We start from the raw sequence: 19,427 nt of genomic DNA, 5'->3' as shown, positions 1-19,427 counted from the left end.
GCGCGCGTCCGCCCGGGCGCGCGCCCCGTTCAGCAAAGGACCCGAACTCATGACCGATGCCCGCCTTGCCCCCCGCCTTGCCCCCCGCCTTGCCGTCGTCACCGTGGCCGACGACCTGCACGCTCTTGTCCTGCGCAAGGTGCTGCGCGACCGTCACGCGGTCGATCTTGCCATCATCCACTCCGACCGGCTCGCTGCCACCGGCCTAGTGAACTGGTCCGCCGATGCCAGCCGCTCCGCGGTCCTGCCCGATTGCGACGGGCGCCCGGTGAACCTTGCCGCGCTTGACCTCCTCTGGTGGCGGCGGCCCTCGGGCAAGGGCTGGAACCCGAACTCAGGCTTTCTTGCCAGCGTCACGGACGAGGCCGCCCGCGACCTGATCTACAACGACTGCGTCGCCGCGCTGAACGGGATCGTCCAGGCCGACTTCCGCGGCATCTGGGTCAACCACCCCGAGGCAACGCGCCGGGCCGAGATGAAATTCGTCCAGCTTCGCGCCGCGCACGAGGCCGGGCTTGCCGTGCCACGCACCCTTATCAGCCAGGACCCCGAGGAAATCCGCGCCTTCTGTGCCGGGCGCCGTGTGATCGTGAAAGCCATCGCGGGCACAGTAAAGACCCCGCTCATGGCGCAGGACGTGACGCCCGCGCTGCTGGCCAGTGACGCCGCCCTTCGCCTCTCTCCCGCGATCTGGCAGGAACGGGTGGATGGCACCGAACACCTGCGCGTCCACATCTTCGGCCAGCACATCGTGGCCGCCCACCTCGCCTGTCCCGAGCTCGACTGGCGGGTCCACCTCGAAAAGACCATCGTCACGCAGACCCGCCTTGCCCCCGAGATCGAAGCGCGGCTTCGCAGCGTGATGGCGGCGCTTGACCTGCGGATGGGTATCTTCGACCTGAAGATCGACTCCCGGGGCCAGGTCTGGTGGCTGGAGGTCAACCCGCAGGGTCAATTCCTGTTCATCGAAGGCATGTCGGGCCTGCCCCTGGCCGATACCTTCGCCGATTTCCTCGTCGAGTCCGCGCGCCCCCTTTCCGCTGCGGCCTGACGACGGTTCGGTGCTTGCCGCCTCGCGCAGGTTCGGCCACCCTTTCGCCGATCCGTGACAGGCAGGCCCATGACCTCCACCCCCGCCCTCCGCGCGCTGGCCGCCCTTGGCATCGAGGTTTCGCTGCATCCCTACGCCTATGACCCGAAGGCCGAGGCGACAGGCCTGCAAGCGGCGCAGGCCCTGGGGATCGACCCCGCCGTGATGCTCAAGACCCTGATGGTCGAGGTTGACGGCAAACCCGCCTGCTGCGTCATTCCCTCGGACCGGCAGCTCTCGATGAAACGCGTGGCGGTGGCCTTCGGGGGCAAGTCCGCCGCGATGATGCCCGCGCCCAAGGCGGAAAGGCTGACCGGCTACCACGTCGGCGGCATCTCTCCCTTCGGGCAGAAGCGCGCCGTCCCCACCGCCATCGAGACCACTGCCTGCACCGCCCCCCGCGTCTGGATCAACGCCGGTCAGCGCGGGCTGCTGCTGTCGCTGCCCCCCGAGGCCGCGCTTCGGGCGCTGACTGCCAAGGCCCTGCCGCTGATCGCCTGACTTGCCCTCACCCCCCGCAACGCTATCCTTCCCGGGTCCCCAAGCGGAGAGGACCATGCCCCGCCGCACCGCCTCCCTTGCGTTCCCGGCCCTGATCCTGACCGCCACGCTGGCACAGGCCGACGGCCCCCGCATCTCGCTGATCTTCGGCAGCGACGCGCTGAACGCCGCCCCCGAGGACATCCGCTCGGTCCGCCGCATCGACGAAGGCGACCGCGGCTCGGCGCTGGTCATCCGGCTGTCGGACAGCTTTGACCGGCTGATGTTCGACCTGACGTCGGCCCATGTCGGCGAGACGGGCAAACTTCTGATCTGCAACCAGCTGGCGGTCGAACCCTATCTGAACGCGCCGATCACTGTCGCGCAGTTCGTGATCTCCGACACCGACATCGCCCGCGTCGACGCGTTGCAGGCCCTGCTGGACGGCCCGCGCTGCGCCGCGAACCCTGACAGCTAACGCCCCTTCGCCCAGCGCAGATAGGGCCGCTCCAGCCACAGCGTCGCCGCAACCGACACCGCGACCGACAGGGACCCCAGCCCCAGCATCGCCGTGACCGAGCCGTAGGGCGCGATCCCCGCCATCCGCATCAGCGTGCCGACGCTGGAAAAGACCAGCAGGTGCAGAAGATACAGCAGGTAGGAGGATTCGCCCCACAGCATCACCCAGCCCGGCATCCTCCAGTCCCCCGCCGCCAGCCCGTAGACCACCGCCGCGGCCGGAAGCCCCGCCACCCAGGCTCGGCCGACATTGATGCTGACATGGCCCGAGACAACCACGGCCAGCCCCGCCGCCCCGATCACCAGCGCAGGCACCGCGCCCGCCCGCCAGCCCGACGCGACCGCCGCCGAGATCAGCCCGCCATACAGGAACTCGATCACCCCGGAATAAAGGACGATACCAAAGACCGGCGGCAGGCCCGGGTGGACGAACTTCAGCCCCGACGTGACCGCCGACCACAGGGCCAGCGCTAGAATCGTGCCGCGCACGCCATGGCGGAAATAGGTCGCGGCAAACACCAGGTAAAACATCGCCTCGACCGTCAACGTCCAGGCCACGGCCATCACATGACCCGGCAGCGGCAACAAGAGGAAGGACAGCACGATCCGCCCCAGCCCCGGCCAGTCCGACCAGTCGCCCCGCAACACCGCCAGACCCGCCAGCGCAACCAGAGTCAACGCAAGCACCGCCCAGTAGGGCGGCACGATCCGCCAGAACCGCTGCCGCAGGAACCAGCCCGGCCCCAGAGCCTCACGCCCCCGAATCGCGTGAAAGATCACGAAGCCGGACAGCACGAAGAAGATGTCCACCCCGATCTCGCCGCCTTTGAACCAGCCCAGGATGCCCGGCTCCTGCCCCTCGGACACCGCCGCGGCCTGCAGATGGAACAGCACGACCAGAGTTGCGGCCACCCCGCGCAACATCTGCAATCCGCCGATCATTCGCCAATCCCTGCCTGTCCGCGCGGGATGTCGCCCGCGACCGAAGCCAAGTCAATCAGACAATTGCGCTTTCCTTGCGGCTTTGGCTCGGCCAAAAGGGGTCAACTACAGGAGGTTCCATGCCCGCCGATACCCGCTCATCCCGCCTCGCCGTCCTGATCGACGCCGACAACATCCCAGCCCGCCATATCGAGGCCGTGCTCGACGAACTTGCCGCCTACGGCGAACCCTCGGTCCGCCGGGTCTATGGCGACTGGTCCTCCTCGGCGCTTGGCCAGTGGAAGGAAAAGGCCCGCAACCTGGGCCTCGTGATGCACCAGCAATCGGCCAACACCAAGGGCAAGAACGCCAGCGACATCGGCCTGGTGATCGACGCCATGGACATCCTGCACGCCGGCAAGGTCGATGGCTTCGTGCTGGTCTCCTCGGACAGCGATTTCACCCGCTTGGCCTCGCGCATCCGCGAGGACGGGCTCCAGGTCATCGGCGTGGGCGAAAAGAAGACGCCCGAATCGCTGCGCAACGTCTGCAACCGCTTTCTCTTCCTGGAAAACCTGACCGCCGCGCCGGAACCGGCCGCCGACATGCCAGCGCCCGCGAAACCGGCGAAAGAGCCCGCCAAAGCCGAAAAGGACCCGCCCTCCAAGGCGATCCCGCTGATCCTGGCCGCGATGAAGAAGATCGGGATCGAGGAAGACAGCTATCCTCTCGGTCAGCTGGGCCAGGTGCTGACTCAGCTCTACCCCGATTTCGACAGCCGCAGCTATGGCTGCGCCCGGCTTTCCGACCTGCTCAAACGGACGGGACGCTTCGAGGTCCAGAAGGGCGAGGGCTCCTCGCAGCTGATGGTCCGCGACAAGGCGTAAGGCCTCAGAAGATCGTCGCCAGCCAGCCCGCGAAGGCCTCCACCGCCGGACGGCGCGGCCCCTTCGGCAGCACCACGGCATAGGTGACAACCGGCAGTCCCGCCAGCGGCAGCACGACCAGCCGCCCGGCCTCCAGATCGGCGCGACAGATGATCTCGGTCGCGGTGGCCGCGCCCAGGCCCTGCCGGCAGGCCGACAGCTCCAGATGCGGGCTGCCCAGTTTCACCAGCTTCAGCCGCGTCACATCCAGCCCGGTCCGCGCGACTTCCTCCATCTCCCACTTGCTGTCGGCCCCGATCACCCAGGGCATCTCCTGCGGGTCAAGCCCCGAGGCCGCCAGGGACGGCGCACAGACCGCCACCACCTGCGACCGGCACAGCGGCCTGATCTCCTCTTCCGGGCGCTCGGTCCAGCCATCGGCCAGCGCGCGAACCGCCATGTCAAAGCCGTCACGGGCAAAGTCGGCCAGGGCCGGACTGGGCGACATCGCCACCTCCACACCCGGATGGCGCGCCCAGAAGTCCGGCAGGCGCGGCATGATCCAGGTCTCGGCGATGAAGGTCGTCGTCGCCACCCGCACCACGCGGCGCGCCTCGCCTCGGCGCAGATCGGCCAGTCCGTCGGCCATCGCGCCGAACCCGTCGTCCAGCGCCCGGGCCAGACGCTCGCCCGCCGCTGTCAGACCCACCCGGCGCCCGGCCCGTCGCACAAGCGCCACGCCCAACTCGGCCTCCAGCGCTCGGACCTGCTGCGCCACGGCGGCATGGGTCACATTCAGCGCCCGCCCCGCCTCGGCAAAACTGCCTTCCCGTGCGGTGGCATCGAAAGCCCGCAACGCGGCAAGCGAGGGAAGGTCACGCCATCTCGACATGTAACTCCAGCTTACGTCCCAGGGATTTTCCTGATTCGAATTCTCCTATGCTTTGTGGCACTGAAGGTGCAGAACTTCCATCCGGGACGTAAGCCATGCACAGCGTCAACCTCGACCTCCTCCGCGCCGTCGCCCGCCAGCCCGACCCCCACGCCCACCACCGCGCCGCGCATCGGGCCGACCTGCGCGCCGCCCGCCGCCAGCTCTGGCAGGGCCGACTTGCCCGGCTGCGCAGCCTATTCGTCCGCCGCTCCGTGCCCGCCCCGCAAGCCTGCGCCGAACGCCTTTCCTGATTTGCCCATTTCCCAAATACTCTCGGGGGGTCCGGGGGGCGAAGCGCCCCCGGGGCCGGTCAAGGGCGCAGCCGCCCGCGACAGGAAGCCCGCGGCGCGACGCCGGAGCCGTCACTCCACCTCCACCGTCACCCAGGTCTCGAAACAGACCCCGTTCTCCAGCGCCATCACCCCGATCGTCGCCCGTCCGCCAAGTCCGCGCTCGGGCTCGAAGACCTCGACGAACAGGTCCGACAGGCCCGAGGACACCCTGTGCACCTCCTGAAATTCCGGTGTGCAGACGACGAAGTTCAGGCTCCGCACGATCCCCTTGACCCGGTCCAGCGACCCCACCGCCTGCCGGATGCCGCCCAGCACGTTCAGCCCCGTCCGCCGCGCTGTCTGATAGCCCTCCTCGACCGTCACATCCGCGCCAAGCCGACCCCTGTCGGTGATCTCTGCCCCGATCTGCGCGACATGGCCGGACAGGAACAGCAGGCTGCCCACCCGGTGAAAGGGTTTCATCGTGCCAAAACCCGCGCCGCAATAGCCCGTCCTGTCAAAGTCGGGGACGTCGTGGCCCATCCGGATGGCCAGCAGTTCCGGGTTGGTCATCGGTCACTCGCTGAGTCGCCCGACAATGTTAACCCCCTGCGACGGCCCGAAGTATGCCCGACGGATGCAAGGCGAGAGGCAGACGCCGACATCGCGCCGATGCAGATCCCGGGCATCCAGCGGTTCGACATGAAGTATTTCACCGGCCCCGTGCCGCATGCCGACCTGAAGGCCAGCATCCGCCTTTATGGAGAAAAGGTCATCCCGATCGTGCAGGACATTCTCGCCGACAAGGCCAAATAATCATCGTAGGGTGCGCTACAGCGCACCATTCCCCAGATGTTGTGTTCCGCGCTTTGCGGCAAGCAACATCTGGCGATGCCGTTCGCGGAACCGCTCCCGGTCGGCGGCGGAATATTCGTCCACACAGGCAGGGCAGCAGACGCCCTCCTCATAGGCCGGATCGGCCTGATCCTGCGGCGTGACCGGCCTCCGGCAGGCCCCGCAGACCTTGAGGCCGCCGGGCTTCAGCCCATGCCCGACCGACACGCGGTCGTCGAAGACAAAGCATTGCCCCTGCCAGAGGCTTTCCTCTTCCGGCACCTCTTCCAGATATTTCAGGATCCCGCCCTTCAGGTGGAAGACCTGGTTGACCCCTTGACCCAGAAGGTAATTCGTCGATTTCTCGCAGCGGATGCCGCCGGTGCAGAACATCGCAATCTGCTTGCCCGCGAACCTGTCGCGGTTCTTCTGCCACCAGTCGGGAAACTCGCCGAACGCCCGCGTTCCGGGGTCCACCGCGCCCTGAAAGGTGCCGATGGCGACCTCGTAGTCGTTCCGCGTGTCGATCACCACGGTATCGGGGTCCCGGATCAGCGCGTTCCAGTCCCGCGCCGAAACATAGTTCCCGACCCGGGCCAGAGGGTCCACATCGGGCTGCCCCATGGTTACGATCTCGCGCTTCAGCTTCACCTTCATCCGCCCGAAAGGCATTGAGTCTGCGAAACTTTCCTTCCACTCCAGCGCCTCGCAGCCCGGCAGCGCCCGGATCGCCGCCAACGCCGCGTCGATCCCTTCGCGGGTCCCCGCAATGGTGCCGTTGATCCCCTCGGGCGCCAGCAGCAGCGAGCCCCTGACCCCCTGCGCGACGCAAACCTCCAGAAGCCCCGGTTTCAAAGCGGCGGGGTCCGGGAAACGGGTGAAATGATACAGCGCAGCGACGGTCAGCATCGCCCCCCTTTGCGCCGAAGCCTCGGGAATTTCAAGCGCTTCGCTTGACGCCCCCCGCCCCCGCACTTACGCAAGAGGGATCAGCACCGGGAGGCCGCGATGAAGCCTGCGAACCAAGCCCTGATCGTGATCGACGTGCAGAACGACTTCTGCCCCGGCGGCGCGCTGGCCGTGGCCGGAGGCGATGAAATCATCAACCGGATCAACGAGTTGATGGACGACTTCTCCACCGTGGTCCTGACGCAGGACTGGCATCCGGCCAACCACGCATCATTCGCGGCGAACCACCCTGGCGCCGCACCCTTCAGCCTGACAACGATGCCCTATGGCCCGCAGGTTCTGTGGCCCACCCATTGCGTGCAGGGGACCGAAGGGGCAGCCTTCCACAAGGCGCTGCGCACCGATCCCGCGCAACTGATTGTCCGCAAAGGCTTTCGCCCCGAAGTCGACAGCTATTCCGCCTTCTTCGAGAACGACCATGCCACCCCCACCGGCCTTGAGGGCTATCTCCGCAGCCGGGGGGTGACGGCGGTGACGCTGGTCGGCCTCGCCACCGACTACTGCGTTGCCTATTCCGCGCTGGATGCGGCACGGCTGGGGTTCAAGGCCATGGTGCTGGAGGGTGCAGCCCGCGCCATCGACCTGAACGGAAGCCTCGCCGAGGCGCGGGACAAGATGCGCGCGGCCGGCGTCGCGCTGGAGGCGTAAGATGGTCGACATCGCAACACGGGTCTGGAACCACAAGTGGAAGATCGACCCGATCGTGCGGTCGCTGATCGACACCGATTTCTACAAGCTTTTGATGTGCCAGTCGATTTTCCGCAACAAGCCGGAGACGACGGTCGTCTTCAGCCTCATCAACCGCTCCACCAAGGTGCGCCTTGCCGATCTGATCGACGAGGGCGAGTTGCGCGAACAGCTGGACCATGTGCGGTCCCTGTCGCTCACCCGCGGCGAAAGCACCTGGCTGCGCGGGAACACCTTCTACGGCAAGCGCCAGATGTTCCGCCCCGACTTCATGGAATGGTTCGAGGGCCTGCGCCTGCCGGCCTACCACCTGGAAAAGCGCGACGGCCAGTTCGAGCTGACCTTCGAAGGCCGCTGGCCCGAGGTCATGCTGTGGGAAATCCCGGCCCTGTCGGTGCTGATGGAGCTGCGGTCGCGCGCCGTGCTGCACGACATGGGGCGGTTCGAGATTCAGGTCCTTTACGCCCGCGCGATGACGCGGCTGTGGGAAAAGATCGAACGGCTGCGCGGGATCGAGGGCCTGCGCATTGCCGACTTCGGCACGCGGCGGCGGCACGGGTTCCTTTGGCAGGACTGGTGCGTGCAGGCGATGCAGGAGGGGTTGGGGGCCAAGTTCATCGGCACCTCGAACTGCCTGATCGCCAAGAACCGCGATGTCGAGGCGATCGGCACCAACGCGCATGAATTGCCGATGGTTTACAGTGCCTTGGCCGACACGGACGAGGAGCTGCGCCAAGCGCCCTACAAGGTTCTGGCCGACTGGCACGAGGAACACGACGGAAACCTGCGGATCATGCTGCCGGACACCTACGGCACCGAGGGTTTCCTGAAGAACGCGCCCGATTGGCTTGCGGGCTGGACCGGCATCAGGATCGACTCCGGCGATCCGGCCAAGGGGGCCGAGACGGCGATCCGCTGGTGGCAGGACCGCGGCGAGGACCCGCGCGAGAAGCTGGTGATCTTCTCGGACGGGCTGGATGTCGAGAAGATCGAGGAACTGTATGCCCAATTCAACGGCCGGGTGAAGGTGTCCTTCGGCTGGGGCACGATGTTGACGAACGATTTCCGCGGGCTGGTGGCCGATGACGCCCTGGCGCCGTTCAGCCTGGTCTGCAAGGCCCTGTCGGCGAACGGGCGGCCCACGGTGAAACTGTCCGACAACCCCGCCAAGGCCATGGGGCCGCCGGAGGAAGTGGAACGCTACAAACGCGTATTCGGCGTGGGCCAGCAGGAGGTGCTTGAGGTGGTCGTCTAGCCCAGCACGCGCGCGGCGCAATACAGCGCGCGGGCGATGTGGCTTTGGTGGATCGGATCCCCTGGCGCCAGACGCGGCATCGTCCAGCCGACCGAGGCCAGGCTGCGGGCCAGCGTGAAGGCCTCGACCATCGCTGCATCGGTCGTGCCATAGCCCGCCATCAGCGCATCGCGCAGCTGGGGGTGTTCGGGGTGCTGCACGGTCTGCACCAGCGCGGTGCCCAGGTCGTGCAGGCGGTAGCCGAAGCCGCTGTCGTCGAAGTCGATCAGCGATACCGAACGACCGTTCACCAGCACGTTTTCCCGCAGGACATCGGCGTGGATCAGGCCGATCTCGCCCGACAGCCTTTCGCGCAGCGCATCGCGGGCGCGGATCAGCGTGGCGCGTTGATCGGCGCTGGCCGCCGGATGGTCCCAGAACCGGCCCCACAGCGGATCGTCGCCCACCAGACCTTCGCGGTCCCAGCGCGGGCGGGTGAAATCTGCGGGCAGGGTCAGGCTATCGGTCGTCTTGTGGACCCGCGCCAGAAGCGACCCCAGCGCGTGGTAAAGGTCCAGCACCTGCGGCAGCGGGCGGGCATTGGGCCTCGCCGCCTCACCCAGCGCCTCGCCGTCCATCCAGGCGATGACCGAGGCATGGCGACCGTCGGACAAGGGCACCAGAAGCGCGCCGTCGCGGGCGGGCAGGGCGGCCGGGACCGGCAGTCCGGCGCGGGCCAGTTCGGCGCACCACCAAAGTTCGGACCGGATCGCCGCCGCGGACTGATAGCCCGCCCGGTGCAGGCGCAGGGCGGCGCGTCCCTTCGGGGTGGCAAGTTCGAGGACTTGGTTCTCCCGGTCACGCAAGAGGCGGACGATCCGGCCGTCCCAATGGGCGGCGGCCTCCTCGGCGGGGGTCACTCCTCGTCCCCCACCTTGCCACGCAGCGCCTTGACCTCGCCGCGTTGGGTCTTGGCGGCGATGCGGCGGCGCTGACTGCCCAGAGTGGGCTTGGTGGCGATCCGGCGTTTCGGAGTGACCAGAGCGGCGCGGATCAGCTCCACCAGCCGCTCGCGCGCGATGTCACGGTTGCGGGCCTGGCTGCGGGTTTCATCGATCTGAAGGACGATGGCGCCTTCGTTCGTCCAGCGCCGCCCGGCCAGCCTTTTCAGCCGCGCCTTCACGCCGGTGGCCAGATGCGGGGACCGTTCGGCCTCGAACCGCAGTTCGACGGCGGTCGAGACCTTGTTGACGTTCTGCCCGCCGGGCCCCGAGGCGCGCATGAAGCTTTCGGACAGTTCCCATTCGGCGATGGCCAGGGTTTCGGTGATGTGGAGCATGTCGGCAGGCCGTTCGAGGGCGCAGAATAGAGAAAGGGTTGCCCTGCTCAGACAACCCTTTCCGAGATCCAAGGAGATGGGCCAGTTAGGCATCCAAATCCAATCGGTGGTCTATTTTCCAGGGGCTGCCCTTAGAAAACACGCCCTCCGACTGTCCCGACACCTCTCTCCAATATCACTCTAGACACTGGATCACCTCCTTTCAAATGGTTGCCGATAAGGTGAGCCTGCCACAGATTTTGTGTTTGTCAAAACAAATCACGCTACCTTTGCCGTGAGTTTGGCAATCGCCAATCTGAAAGGCACAAGTGCCACCAACGCCATCACAAGCTTGACCAGCCAGTCTCCGATGGCGAGCGAGACCCAGAATGGCGCCTCGGGCCCCAGGCCCAGCAGCGGCATCGGGGCGGTGGCCCAGGACACGTCGTTGCCGGGTTCCAGCACCGTCAGGGCGGCCGAGAAGGCAATGGTGAAGAAGATCGCGGTGTCGAGCGTCGAAGAGACAAGCGTCGACACAAGCGGCGCCATCCACCAGTTGCCCTTCCGGAGCCGGTTGAAGACCGAGATGTCCAGAAGCTGCGCGCAAAGGAACGCCAGGCCCGAGCCGATGGCGATGCGCAGGGTGACAAGCGGGCCGAACTCACCGACGATCCGGGTGCCGACGAAGGAACAGGCGATGCCGGTCACAAAACCCACGAACACCACACGACGCGCGGCGGAGGGGCCTTCCAGCCGGTTCACCAGATCGGTGACCAGGAAGGCGAAGGGATAACTGATCGCCCCCCAGGTCAGGAAGGTGCCCAGAGGATACTGAACAAGGATATTCGAGGCGACGACAATGGCCGCCATGGCGACAACGCCACGAAGAAGGATGCGCATGCGGGTTTCCGTTTTGACAAGGTCGCGGAGACTTGGCCCCGGTGGGGACTGGGGCGGCCTATACCTTGTCGCCGGGCCCGTCAACTAGTCCGCGGCAAGGACTCCCGCGCATTGCTTCGGCAGGTCGGCCATCGTGAACTCGCGCGGGCCCTTCTTCTTGGGCGCGTCCTCGTCCTTCGGCTTCTTGCCGTCGGATTTCGGCGGGTTCAGGTAATCGGTCACCCACCACATCAGCGTCTCGTCGCAGCCGTCGCCACCCTTGGACAATTCGTCCACCGTGGGGGTCTGCGTCTCGCACAGGCGGGCACCCCTGGGGCATTTCAGGCGGACATGGAAATGCGTGTCATGGCCAGCCACGGGGCGGATCTTCTGCAGCCATTTCCTGTCGGCCTTCTTCGCGGTCTTGCACATCTCGATCTTGACCGCCGCAGCGACGAAGATCCGGTCCACGCGTGGATCAAGGGCGGCCTCTTTCAACAGGCGGTGGTGGACCTTCGTCCAGTTCTCGGTCACCGACCGCTGATCCGCCGACCGGACGGGGATCGAGCTGATGTCCTCGCGTTCGGCAGGCGTCAGGTCCAGACGGCGCGGCGGCAGCATCCAGATATCGGCGTCCAGTCCGATCTGGTGGCTGGCGTGACCCGAGGTCATCGGTCCGCCGCGCGGCTGGCTGATGTCACCGATGTAAAGGCCCCGGCCAAAGCCGATATCGCGGGCGGTGGCCGACAGGTCCATCAGGAACTGCACCATCTCGGGCTGGCCGTAGTTGCGGTTTCGGCTCAGCCGCATCACCTGCCAGGTGGGTCCGGTTTCCGGCAGCTCCACCAGCCCCGCCGCGCAGCCCCTGGCGTACGAGCCGATGGGCATCGATTCCTGCCGCGACGGGCTCTCCTTCGCACCGAACAGCTTGTTGGCCAGCGTTTCCGCCTGTGCGGGCGCGGCAACAAAGAGGCACAGGATCAGGGCGCGGGCAAATGTCATGCGGGCAGCTCGCCTTTGGGTCGGACCCAGACTAGCAGAACGAGCCCGATGAGGAACAACACAACCAGCGGAGCAATTCCGATCCGCTGTGATCCGCTAAGTTGCGTGGCCAGCGCGATCAGGGCGGGGGCCATGAAACTTGCCACCTTGCCGGACAGGGCGAACAGGCCGAAGGCCTCGGTCGCGCGGTCCGGGCTGGTGTGGCGGGCCATCATCGTGCGGCTTGCGGCCTGAAGCGACCCGCCCGCCGCTCCGATCAGGGCACCGCAGGCAAAGAAGATCTGGTCCGGCAGGCCCGAGGCAGGGTCCATCGCGATGCCCCAGACGCTTTCCCGTGTCATCCCGACGATGACGAGGCACACGAAGATCAGCACCAGGATCGAGACGGTGATGACCGGCTTCGGCCCGAAGGCCCGGTCCGCGCGCCCGCCGATGAAGGATGCGACCATGGCGGTGACCGCCCCCACGATCCCGAAAATCCCGATCTGGATGATCGACCAGCCCAGCACGCCCGAAGCATAGACCCCGCCGAAGCCGTACAGCGCGTTCAGCGCGTCGCGGTAGAACAGGGACGAGGCCAGATAGGCCGACAGGCTTTTCCGATAGCGCAGCGACCGGATCAGGTCCTTCAGGCTGGCGAAGGCCCGGCCCAGGTGCAGCGGCCGGCGGTCGGTGTGCGGTTCCTTCACCCAGAGGAAGAAGGGGATCATGAAGACCGCATACCACAGCGCGGTGAACGGCCCGACAAAGCGCGTGCCCTCGCGCGCCTCGGGGTCAAGGCCGAACAGGGGTTGCGTGCCCAGAAGCGTCCTGCCGCTGTCGGCGCCTTCCGCGAAGAACAGAAGCATGACGATCAGCGACAGCAGCCCGCCGAGATAGCCGAAGGCAAAGCCAGAGCCGGAGATCGCCCCCAGATCGTCGGCCTGGGTCAGCGAGGGCATCAGCGCATTGGTGAAGATCGTCGCGAACTCCATCCCGATGAAGCCGATGCCGAACAGGCAGACCGCCCAGAACAGCATCGCCTCGCCGCCACCGGGAGCCACCCACCACAGGCCCCAGGAGCCGACGACGTAGAAGGCCGAAAAGGTCCAGACCCAGACCAGCCTGCGCCCGGTGCCGTCGGCGATGGCGCCCAGGATCGGCGCAAGGATGGCGATGGTGAACGAGGCAATGGCCAGCCCCCAGCCCCAATAGGTCTGTGCGGCGGCCTTGGCGGCCTCTTCGTCCATCCCGGTGCCCATGTAGTGGCCGCGGGCGACTTCGGCAAAATACGGACCGAAGATGAAGGTCAGAAGAAGCGTGTTGTAGGGCTGGCTGGCCCAGTCGAAGAAGTACCAGCCCCAGATGCGTTTCCTTGCGCTGACCATGCCTGCCCCCTGCTTTTGCGCGAAGTGAACCCGGAAACCGGCCTTGGCGCAAGGGACGGGTCTTCGCGCCGCTGCCGCTTGCTCATCGCTGGGCCGCCCGGCGAGAAGCGGCCGTCAGGAAGCGCCGAGCCTTCCGGGGCCTTCGGGCGGCCAGGGGCGGGTGGCTTCGGCCGCGATCCAGGCCTTGACCCAGTCCGGCAGCTCCGGGCTTTCGGGCGCGGCGCCAAGGGCCACGGCCAGTTCCGACGGCGGCACGATCCCGGTCCGCGCTCCCTTCCCGCTGCCCACGACGGCCGAGCGGATCAGCACCTGCGAGGCGCATTCCCCGCCCGTCCACATCGACTGTTCGGTGTAAAGGAACCGTTCGTCCCAGCCCAGACAGCGGCTGTAGGTCGTGATCCGCGCAAACATCGTCACCCGGCGCCGGTAGCGCACCGAGGACCCGGCGACGGTCATCCCCCAGCCCTTCGCCTTCAGCACCCGGTGCAGCCCGGTCCGGGCGCCCAGCGGCAGGCGGCCGAGGTCATAGAGCGTCAGCGTGCGGCCATTGTTCAGCTCGACCCAGGGGTCCAGGTCCCAGGGCCAGCACAGGTGATGGCTGACATGGGTGTCGAAAAGACCGAGGGGAGGCATCCGGCTGGCCCGGGCCATCTCTTTGAACATGCGCAGGAAAGGATACATCGGCCGACTCCGCTTTCCCGACGTGACTTGCCTGCCCTGCCGCCCGCGTCAAGCGGAACGCTGCGGAAAGCATTGCCCTTCGCCGCCCCGCCCGCTACCTGTGGCGCACACCAGACGGAGCGCCCGATGACCTCGCTTTACCAGATCCTGATGCTGATCCTGAGTGTGGCCAAGTTCTTCATACTTGCGCATTTCGTCATGAGCTGGCTCATCAGCTTCCAGGTGCTGAACATCCGCCAGCCCTTCGTGGCGCAGGTCTGGTACGGGTTGAACCGCCTGCTGGAGCCGCTTTACGGCCCGATCCGCCGCATCATGCCAGCGATGGGGGGGATCGACCTGTCGCCCCTCGTGGTGCTGATCGGCATTTACGCGCTGGAAATCATCCTGCGCAACAATGTGGCGGTCTTCCTCTGATCCAGGCCTGCCCCTTGGACCGCGCGGCCGAGCTTCTGCACTCCGTCTTCGGCTTTCCGGCGTTCCGTCCCGGCCAGGCGGAGATCGTGCAATCCGTGCTTCAGGGCCGGAACACCCTGGCCATCATGCCGACGGGTGGGGGAAAATCCCTGTGTTTCCAGCTGCCTGCCTTGTGCAGGGACGGGGTGACGGTGGTGATTTCTCCGCTGATCGCCCTGATGCGCGACCAGGTGCGCGCCTTGCGCGCCGCGGGGGTAGAGGCCGGGGCGCTGACCTCGGGCAATACCGGGGAAGAGACGGAAGAGGTCTTTCAGGCCATCGACGAAGGTCGGCTGAAGCTGCTTTACATGGCGCCGGAACGGCTGGCCTCGGGCGGGGCGCTGGCGCTCCTGCGGCGGGCGAAATGCAGCCTGATCGCGGTGGACGAGGCGCATTGCGTCAGCCAATGGGGCCACGACTTCCGCCCCGATTACCTGCGCATCGGCGAGCTGCGCCGGGCGCTGCGGGTGCCTCTGGCCGCCTTCACCGCCACGGCGGACGAGGAGACCCGGGCAGAGATCGTCACCCGCCTCTTCGACGGCGAGGCCCCGGTCACCTTCCTGCGCGGCTTCGACCGGCCGAATATCCACCTGGCCTTTGCGGTCAAGGACAAGCCGCGTGAGCAGATCCTGCGCTTTGCCGCTGCCCGTCGCGGCCAATCCGGCATCGTCTACTGCGCGACGCGGGCCAAGACCGAGACGCTGGCCCAGGCCTTGCGTGAGGCGCGGCACGAGGCGGTGGCCTATCACGGCGGGATGGAGGCGGAGGAGCGCCGCCAGGTCGAGACCCGCTTCCAGCGCGAGGACGGGTTGATCGTGGTGGCGACGATCGCCTTCGGGATGGGGATCGACAAGCCCGACATCCGCTGGGTCGCCCATGCCGACCTGCCGAAGTCGATCGAGGCCTACTATCAGGAAATCGGCCGCGCGGGGCGGGACGGGTCTCCAGCCGAGACGATGACACTCTATGGCCCCGACGACATCCGCCTGCGGCGCAGCCAGATCGACGAGGGGGCCGCGCCGCCCGACCGCAAGGCCGCCGATCACGCCCGGCTGAACGCGCTTCTGGGTCTGGCCGAGGCACTGGGCTGTCGCCGGCAGGTGCTGCTGGGCTATTTCGGCGAGGCGGCCGAGCCTTGCGGCAACTGCGATCTCTGCGACCGCCCGGCGCAGCTGTTCGACGCGACCGAGGCGGTGCGGAAGGCTCTGTCGGCGATCCTGCGGACGGGGGAGTGGTTCGGGGCGGGGCATCTGATCGACATCCTGACCGGAACGGCCACGCCCAAGGTGCGGGAGAAGGGGCATGACCAGCTGCCGACCTTCGCCGTGGGGCGCGACCTGTCGAAACCTGCCTGGGGGGCGGTGTTCCGGCAGATGATGGGCCGCGATCTCGTCCGTCCCGACCCCGACCGGCACGGCGCGCTGCGGATGACCGAGGCGGCGCGGCCGGTGCTGCGGGGCGAGGTCTCCGTGACCCTGCGCCGCGACACGGTGGTCGCCGCGGGAGAGCGGGAGCCGGTGGTACGGGCGCAGGTGGCGGACGAGGATCTGGGGCTGCTGGCGCTGCTGAAGGCCAAGCGGCGGGCGCTGGCCGAGGCGCAGAACGTGCCGGCCTATGTGGTCTTCCCGGACAGGACGCTGATCGAGATGGCAGAGAGGAAGCCCGCGACCCTGGACCAGATGGCGGGGATCACCGGGGTCGGGGCGCGGAAGCTGGAAAGTTACGGGGCGGCCTTTCTGGAGGTCATCACCGGCGCGGCAGAGGGGCTGCATCCCGCGCGGATGAAGCTGGCGGGGCGGCCGGAAGGCGCGCTCTTCGACCGGCTGGCCGAGGCCCAGCTGACGCTGGCGCGGGGCGAGGACGGGACGGGGAAGTATCTGACCTGCACCCATTCCACGCTGCGGGCCATCGCCGAGCGGCGGCCTTCGACGCTGGGGGAGTTGCAGGCGATCCAGGGCATGGGAGAGCAGAAGGTCGAGCGGTTCGGCAAGGCCTTCCTGGCGGTTCTGCGGGACGGGTGAACGCGGGCTGTCCACGCGTGGTCACCTTTTCGATTTCAAGGAAATCAATGGTTTGGATGCGGGCATTAACGGTCTGGCAAGAACTTCCGACGGAGGTCCCCGGGACCGGTGGCTTTCAAACAGAGCACTGACGCGCAAAGCCGCTTTGTCCTGCCTCTGGCGCGGGACGTGTCAAGCGGCCTGGTCGTCGGGGGCGCTTCGCCCCTCCACCCCCCCCTGACCCCAGAGAGTATTTCGGAGATCGGCCCGGGGCAGACCGGGCAGATTTCGTCTTGCGAGGAGGAGGCGCCGGCCCTGGGCGCGGCGCCCGGTTCAGGCGGCATCCTCGGCGGGGGTGGCGACGGGCGCGGCGACGGGGGGGCGGGTGCCTTCGGGGCAGAACTCCATCAGAGCACCTTCAATCGCTGTCTTGCGCAGGGGTTTCGTCAGATAGCGGTCGATCCCGGCGGCAAGGATCGCCTCGCTGTCGCCCTCCATCGCGTGCGCGGTCAACGCCACGATGGGAACCGATGCCCCAAGGGCCCGGATCGCGCGCGATGCCTCCTTGCCGTCCATCTCGGGCATCGAGATGTCCATGAAGATCAGGTCCGGCTGGAAGTCCTGGAACATCTCGACCGCGATGCGGCCGTTGTCGGCAAAGCGGAGGTCGATGTCGAGGTCGCGCACCATCTTCTGGAAGACAAGCTGGTTGGTGCGGTTGTCCTCGGCCGCGAGGACCCGCATCTGCCGCAACTCGACCGGAGCCACCGGCACGCGGGCCACAGGGGCTTCGACCGCGGGCGCGGAGAGGCCCTGCAGTTTGCGGTAGAGGTCGGACCGCAGGATCGGTTTCTGCAGGATCGCGGCAAAGTCGTTGGCGAGGCTGCCAAGGCCCGTCGGGTTCGACGACAGCAGGATGACCGGCATCCGGTGGCCCGCCTCGCGGATCGCGTCGAGAAGCTGCACCCCGTCCATCTCGGGCATGGCGTGGTCGGTCAGGATCACGTCGTAGTCCGCGTCCGCGGCCAGACGCTCCAGCACTTCGGCGCCCGAACGGCAGAGCGTGACCTCGATCCCGCAGGGGGCGAGCTGGCGTTCCAGAATGGTCCGGTTGATGAACTGGTCGTCCACCGCAATGATCCGTTTCACCGCGACCGGAACCTGGACCGGGGCCGAATCCTCGGCCACCGGGAGCGTCACACGGAAGCCGAAGCTGGAGCCCTTGCCCAGATCGCTGTCGACCCAGACAGCCCCCCCCATGTGTTCGATCAGCCGCCGGGTGATCGCAAGGCCAAGCCCGGTGCCTTCGAACTTGCGGTTCCGTTCATCCTCGACCTGATTGAACTCGCCGAAGATGTGGTCGAGGTATTCCGGGGCGATGCCGATGCCGGTGTCTTCCACGGTGACATGCAGGGTCTGGGTGCCGTCTTCGGCATCCACACCGACGACGCGCGTCAGGACGTGACCCTTTTCGGTGAACTTCACCGCGTTGCCGATCAGGTTCGTGAGCACCTGACGCAACCGGCCCGGGTCGCCGACAAAGCGGGTGGGCAGGAACATGTCGAAGTCGATCATCAGATCGATGCCCTTTTCCCTCGCACGGGGCTGGAGGAGCATCGTCACCTCGTGGATCGTGCGTTCGAGGTCGAAGGGTTCGGGGCGCAGCGTCAGCCGTTCCGCCTCGATCTTGGAATAGTCGAGAATGTCGTTGATGATGACCAGCAGCGCCTCGCCCGAGGAGCGGATGGTCTCGGCGAAAAGCCGCTGTTCCTCGGTCAGGGACGTGTCGCAGAGAAGTTCCGCCATGCCGACGACGCCGTTCATCGGCGTGCGGATTTCGTGGCTCATGTTGGCCAGAAAGGCCGATTTGGCGCGATTGGCGGCCTCGGCGGCGATACGGGCCTCTTCCAGAGCCTGCTGCTGCTGCTTGGCCTCGGTGATGTCCACGCGCAGTCCGACATGGCCGCCATCGGGCGTTGTCTGTTCCAGGACCCGCAGCCAGCGACCGTCCGGCATCTGCTGTTCGCTGATCGAGGACGGTGAGAGGTGACGCTGCATCCGGTCCTGCAGCCAGTCCTCCTCTCTTCCCTCGGCCTCGGGATACTTCCCGAGATTCAGCCCGTGGCGCAGGATCTCCTCGAAGGTCACGCCGGGGGTGATGATGTCCGCGCTGGACGGATGGATGTCGCGATAGCGCTGGTTGCAGAACACGAGTCGGTCCTCCCTGTCGAAAAGGACAAAGCCATCGGGGATCGCGTCGATGGCCGCCCAGATGCGCATCTGTTCGGTGATGTCGATAATCAGCGACACAAGGCCGCCGTCATTGGCCCGGCGGTCCTGGACCTTGATCCAGTTCCCGGTCTTGAGCTTCAGGGTGACAGGTTCGATCCTGTCGGCGTTCACCCGGGCCAGCATGCGGGTGGTGAAGGCTTCCGGCGATTCGTCGCCGAGATCGATCATGGTGCGGGCAAAGATGCTGACCATGTCGTGATAGGGGATGCCGGGGGCCACGGGATGGCCGACGAACCAGGCAAGGCAGGCCTCGTTCGCGGTGGCGAGCTTCATCTCGGGATCGAAGACGGCAAAGCCGTCGCGGATGGTGTTGATCGCATCCCAGAGCCTGCGTTCGGCCATCACGGCAGCGGTGTGGGCGCGGTCCAGATCCTGGACGAAGCGCAGGTTCTGGTCTTTCAGAAGCTCGGCCTCGGTCAGGGCGGATCTGACCACCTGGCGCTGTTCGACGATCTGGTCGGACAGGGAACGGGCATGGATCGCCAGTTTCTCGTTGGCGGCGAAGAGTTCGCGGCTTTTCTGTTCCAGCAGGCGTTCCGCAGCGAGCCTGGCGCGACGTTCCCTGACCAGACGTTCCGTTAGATCCATGCTGTTCCAGCCGACATTTCTTGCCCATTGGCGGTGGAGCG

21 protein-coding genes are annotated in these 19,427 nt (G+C 66.9%); 10 read left to right on the top strand and 11 right to left on the bottom strand.

All coding sequences use genetic code 11. The features are described from left to right. Positions 1 to 49: 49 nt before the first annotated feature. From D5084_RS04975 to D5084_RS04965, 3 genes are all read left to right on the top strand, one after another. The gene (locus tag D5084_RS04975) at positions 50 to 1,051 is read left to right on the top strand and encodes an MvdC/MvdD family ATP grasp protein (RefSeq protein WP_128514415.1); all 1,002 of its coding nucleotides are present in this window, start codon (positions 50 to 52) and stop codon (positions 1,049 to 1,051) included. A 69-nt stretch (positions 1,052 to 1,120) separates the two neighbouring features. Continuing rightward, entirely contained in the window at positions 1,121 to 1,591 is a 471-nt protein-coding gene (ybaK, locus tag D5084_RS04970; RefSeq protein WP_128514414.1) for a Cys-tRNA(Pro) deacylase, read from the top strand. Positions 1,592 to 1,646: 55 nt separating this feature from the next. Then, positions 1,647 to 2,048, top strand: coding sequence for a hypothetical protein (locus D5084_RS04965; RefSeq protein WP_128514413.1), 402 nt, complete (start codon positions 1,647 to 1,649; stop codon positions 2,046 to 2,048). Here the strand turns inward: D5084_RS04965 and D5084_RS04960 are convergent. Next, on the bottom strand, positions 2,045 to 3,031 hold the full coding sequence (locus tag D5084_RS04960) for an acyltransferase family protein (protein ID WP_128514412.1): 987 nt from the start codon (positions 3,029 to 3,031) through the stop codon (positions 2,045 to 2,047). The genes D5084_RS04965 and D5084_RS04960 overlap by 4 nt on opposite strands. 119 nt (positions 3,032 to 3,150) lie before the next feature. Between D5084_RS04960 and D5084_RS04955 the strand changes: the two genes are divergently transcribed. Continuing rightward, positions 3,151 to 3,897: an NYN domain-containing protein gene (locus D5084_RS04955; RefSeq protein ID WP_128514411.1), complete on the top strand. Its 747-nt coding sequence runs from the start codon at positions 3,151 to 3,153 to the stop codon at positions 3,895 to 3,897. A 4-nt stretch (positions 3,898 to 3,901) separates the two neighbouring features. On the opposite strand, the gene D5084_RS04950 is transcribed toward D5084_RS04955, so the two are convergent. Further along, complete coding sequence (locus D5084_RS04950) at positions 3,902 to 4,768, bottom strand: LysR family transcriptional regulator (protein WP_128514410.1); 867 nt, start codon at positions 4,766 to 4,768, stop codon at positions 3,902 to 3,904. 95 nt (positions 4,769 to 4,863) lie between these two features. Here D5084_RS04950 and D5084_RS18300 point away from each other — a divergent pair, with 95 nt between their 5' ends. Further along, complete coding sequence (locus D5084_RS18300; RefSeq protein WP_155523099.1) at positions 4,864 to 5,061, top strand: hypothetical protein; 198 nt, start codon at positions 4,864 to 4,866, stop codon at positions 5,059 to 5,061. 111 nt (positions 5,062 to 5,172) lie between these two features. Here D5084_RS18300 and D5084_RS04940 read toward each other — a convergent pair whose 3' ends face one another. After that, positions 5,173 to 5,655, bottom strand: a complete 483-nt coding sequence (locus tag D5084_RS04940) for a RidA family protein (protein ID WP_128514408.1) — start codon at positions 5,653 to 5,655, stop codon at positions 5,173 to 5,175. Positions 5,656 to 5,754: 99 nt separating this feature from the next. Here D5084_RS04940 and D5084_RS18295 point away from each other — a divergent pair, with 99 nt between their 5' ends. Beyond that, complete coding sequence (locus D5084_RS18295; RefSeq protein WP_155523098.1) at positions 5,755 to 5,898, top strand: hypothetical protein; 144 nt, start codon at positions 5,755 to 5,757, stop codon at positions 5,896 to 5,898. A 15-nt stretch (positions 5,899 to 5,913) separates the two neighbouring features. Here D5084_RS18295 and trhO read toward each other — a convergent pair whose 3' ends face one another. After that, positions 5,914 to 6,825: an oxygen-dependent tRNA uridine(34) hydroxylase TrhO gene (gene trhO, locus D5084_RS04935; RefSeq protein ID WP_128514407.1), complete on the bottom strand. Its 912-nt coding sequence runs from the start codon at positions 6,823 to 6,825 to the stop codon at positions 5,914 to 5,916. A gap of 99 nt (positions 6,826 to 6,924) precedes the next feature. Between trhO and pncA the strand changes: the two genes are divergently transcribed. Both pncA and pncB read left to right on the top strand, forming a co-directional pair. Further along, entirely contained in the window at positions 6,925 to 7,533 is a 609-nt protein-coding gene (gene pncA, locus D5084_RS04930; RefSeq protein ID WP_128514406.1) for a bifunctional nicotinamidase/pyrazinamidase, read from the top strand. Position 7,534: 1 nt separating this feature from the next. Then, positions 7,535 to 8,827: a nicotinate phosphoribosyltransferase gene (pncB, locus tag D5084_RS04925; RefSeq protein WP_128514405.1), complete on the top strand. Its 1,293-nt coding sequence runs from the start codon at positions 7,535 to 7,537 to the stop codon at positions 8,825 to 8,827. Here pncB and D5084_RS04920 read toward each other — a convergent pair. The 6 genes from D5084_RS04920 to D5084_RS04895 all read right to left on the bottom strand — a co-directional run bounded on the left by D5084_RS04920 (position 8,824) and on the right by D5084_RS04895 (position 14,053). After that, positions 8,824 to 9,726: a phosphotransferase enzyme family protein gene (locus D5084_RS04920; protein WP_128514404.1), complete on the bottom strand. Its 903-nt coding sequence runs from the start codon at positions 9,724 to 9,726 to the stop codon at positions 8,824 to 8,826. The two genes, pncB and D5084_RS04920, sit on opposite strands and share 4 nt — an antisense overlap. Beyond that, positions 9,723 to 10,145, bottom strand: coding sequence for an alternative ribosome rescue aminoacyl-tRNA hydrolase ArfB (gene arfB, locus D5084_RS04915; protein WP_128514403.1), 423 nt, complete (start codon positions 10,143 to 10,145; stop codon positions 9,723 to 9,725). The genes D5084_RS04920 and arfB overlap by 4 nt, the downstream gene beginning before the upstream one ends. Positions 10,146 to 10,403: 258 nt before the next feature. Beyond that, the gene (locus D5084_RS04910; RefSeq protein ID WP_128514402.1) at positions 10,404 to 11,024 is read right to left on the bottom strand and encodes a queuosine precursor transporter; all 621 of its coding nucleotides are present in this window, start codon (positions 11,022 to 11,024) and stop codon (positions 10,404 to 10,406) included. An 84-nt stretch (positions 11,025 to 11,108) separates the two neighbouring features. Beyond that, positions 11,109 to 12,005: a penicillin-insensitive murein endopeptidase gene (gene mepA, locus D5084_RS04905; protein ID WP_128514401.1), complete on the bottom strand. Its 897-nt coding sequence runs from the start codon at positions 12,003 to 12,005 to the stop codon at positions 11,109 to 11,111. Continuing rightward, entirely contained in the window at positions 12,002 to 13,372 is a 1,371-nt protein-coding gene (locus tag D5084_RS04900) for an MFS transporter (RefSeq protein WP_128514400.1), read from the bottom strand. Before D5084_RS04900 ends, mepA begins: the two co-directional genes overlap by 4 nt. Positions 13,373 to 13,486: 114 nt before the next feature. After that, entirely contained in the window at positions 13,487 to 14,053 is a 567-nt protein-coding gene (locus D5084_RS04895) for a thioesterase family protein (protein ID WP_128514399.1), read from the bottom strand. A 126-nt stretch (positions 14,054 to 14,179) separates the two neighbouring features. On the opposite strand from D5084_RS04895, the gene D5084_RS04890 reads away from it, so the two are divergent. Together D5084_RS04890 and recQ are read left to right on the top strand one after the other, a co-directional pair. After that, entirely contained in the window at positions 14,180 to 14,467 is a 288-nt protein-coding gene (locus D5084_RS04890; RefSeq protein WP_128514398.1) for a YggT family protein, read from the top strand. 14 nt (positions 14,468 to 14,481) lie between these two features. Beyond that, the gene (recQ, locus tag D5084_RS04885) at positions 14,482 to 16,527 is read left to right on the top strand and encodes a DNA helicase RecQ (protein ID WP_128514397.1); all 2,046 of its coding nucleotides are present in this window, start codon (positions 14,482 to 14,484) and stop codon (positions 16,525 to 16,527) included. A gap of 312 nt (positions 16,528 to 16,839) precedes the next feature. Here the strand turns inward: recQ and D5084_RS04880 are convergent, their stop codons facing one another. Continuing rightward, positions 16,840 to 19,386, bottom strand: coding sequence for a hybrid sensor histidine kinase/response regulator (locus D5084_RS04880; protein ID WP_128514396.1), 2,547 nt, complete (start codon positions 19,384 to 19,386; stop codon positions 16,840 to 16,842). Positions 19,387 to 19,427 lie beyond the last annotated feature (41 nt).

This window comes from Tabrizicola thermarum, from assembly GCF_003574395.1.
Classification (GTDB): Bacteria; Pseudomonadota; Alphaproteobacteria; order Rhodobacterales; family Rhodobacteraceae; genus Tabrizicola; species Tabrizicola thermarum.
This window is presented reverse-complemented; position numbering and strand designations above follow the sequence as displayed.

Coding starts and splice junctions, on each gene's coding strand:
- D5084_RS04940 (WP_128514408.1), bottom strand. CDS start 5,655: ATGACCAACCCGGAACTGCTGGCCATCCGGATGGGCCACGACGTCCCC.
- D5084_RS04895 (WP_128514399.1), bottom strand. CDS start 14,053: ATGTATCCTTTCCTGCGCATGTTCAAAGAGATGGCCCGGGCCAGCCGG.
- D5084_RS04950 (WP_128514410.1), bottom strand. CDS start 4,768: ATGTCGAGATGGCGTGACCTTCCCTCGCTTGCCGCGTTGCGGGCTTTC.
- arfB (WP_128514403.1), bottom strand. CDS start 10,145: ATGCTCCACATCACCGAAACCCTGGCCATCGCCGAATGGGAACTGTCC.
- D5084_RS04955 (WP_128514411.1), top strand. CDS start 3,151: ATGCCCGCCGATACCCGCTCATCCCGCCTCGCCGTCCTGATCGACGCC.
- D5084_RS04975 (WP_128514415.1), top strand. CDS start 50: ATGACCGATGCCCGCCTTGCCCCCCGCCTTGCCCCCCGCCTTGCCGTC.
- D5084_RS18295 (WP_155523098.1), top strand. CDS start 5,755: ATGCAGATCCCGGGCATCCAGCGGTTCGACATGAAGTATTTCACCGGC.
- mepA (WP_128514401.1), bottom strand. CDS start 12,005: ATGACATTTGCCCGCGCCCTGATCCTGTGCCTCTTTGTTGCCGCGCCC.
- D5084_RS04960 (WP_128514412.1), bottom strand. CDS start 3,031: ATGATCGGCGGATTGCAGATGTTGCGCGGGGTGGCCGCAACTCTGGTC.
- trhO (WP_128514407.1), bottom strand. CDS start 6,825: ATGCTGACCGTCGCTGCGCTGTATCATTTCACCCGTTTCCCGGACCCC.
- D5084_RS04890 (WP_128514398.1), top strand. CDS start 14,180: ATGACCTCGCTTTACCAGATCCTGATGCTGATCCTGAGTGTGGCCAAG.
- D5084_RS04880 (WP_128514396.1), bottom strand. CDS start 19,386: ATGGATCTAACGGAACGTCTGGTCAGGGAACGTCGCGCCAGGCTCGCT.
- pncA (WP_128514406.1), top strand. CDS start 6,925: ATGAAGCCTGCGAACCAAGCCCTGATCGTGATCGACGTGCAGAACGAC.
- D5084_RS04900 (WP_128514400.1), bottom strand. CDS start 13,372: ATGGTCAGCGCAAGGAAACGCATCTGGGGCTGGTACTTCTTCGACTGG.
- D5084_RS04965 (WP_128514413.1), top strand. CDS start 1,647: ATGCCCCGCCGCACCGCCTCCCTTGCGTTCCCGGCCCTGATCCTGACC.
- D5084_RS04910 (WP_128514402.1), bottom strand. CDS start 11,024: ATGCGCATCCTTCTTCGTGGCGTTGTCGCCATGGCGGCCATTGTCGTC.
- ybaK (WP_128514414.1), top strand. CDS start 1,121: ATGACCTCCACCCCCGCCCTCCGCGCGCTGGCCGCCCTTGGCATCGAG.
- pncB (WP_128514405.1), top strand. CDS start 7,535: ATGGTCGACATCGCAACACGGGTCTGGAACCACAAGTGGAAGATCGAC.
- D5084_RS18300 (WP_155523099.1), top strand. CDS start 4,864: ATGCACAGCGTCAACCTCGACCTCCTCCGCGCCGTCGCCCGCCAGCCC.